The sequence below is a fragment of the Chryseobacterium sp. SIMBA_028 genome (assembly GCF_046535285.1).
Taxonomy (GTDB): domain Bacteria; phylum Bacteroidota; class Bacteroidia; order Flavobacteriales; family Weeksellaceae; genus Chryseobacterium.
This window is the reverse complement of sequence record NZ_JAWRWZ010000484.1, coordinates 1-258: the sequence shown is the minus strand read 5'-3', so window position 1 is coordinate 258 and position 258 is coordinate 1. Positions and strand designations below refer to the sequence as shown.

Below are 258 nucleotides of genomic sequence, written 5' to 3'. Positions count from 1 at the left end.
GATCATCCATCGTGTCATCCATTCCTCTGCTGCTTGGTCGGTAAATTCTTTCAGTATCAAGGAAATAAACATCATGCTTTGCCTTTGCAATGATTCCGTTGTATTTTTCTTGAGACATTCCCTCAGGTGCTTGAGATTCAGGTTCATTTTCATGAACTTCAACCGCGCCTTTTGCATTGAGAATTGCCTTCGCTTTGTGAGCCTCTTCGAGATTATCAGCATAGACAACAACATTATTTTTTCCTACGCTATGTTTGC

Annotated in this window: 1 protein-coding gene; it reads right to left on the bottom strand. The window is 40.7% G+C overall.

The window, feature by feature from the left end; all coding sequences use genetic code 11:
* On the bottom strand, positions 1-258 hold a 258-nt coding region (locus SCA31_RS24210), incomplete at both ends, for a hypothetical protein (RefSeq protein ID WP_410699529.1).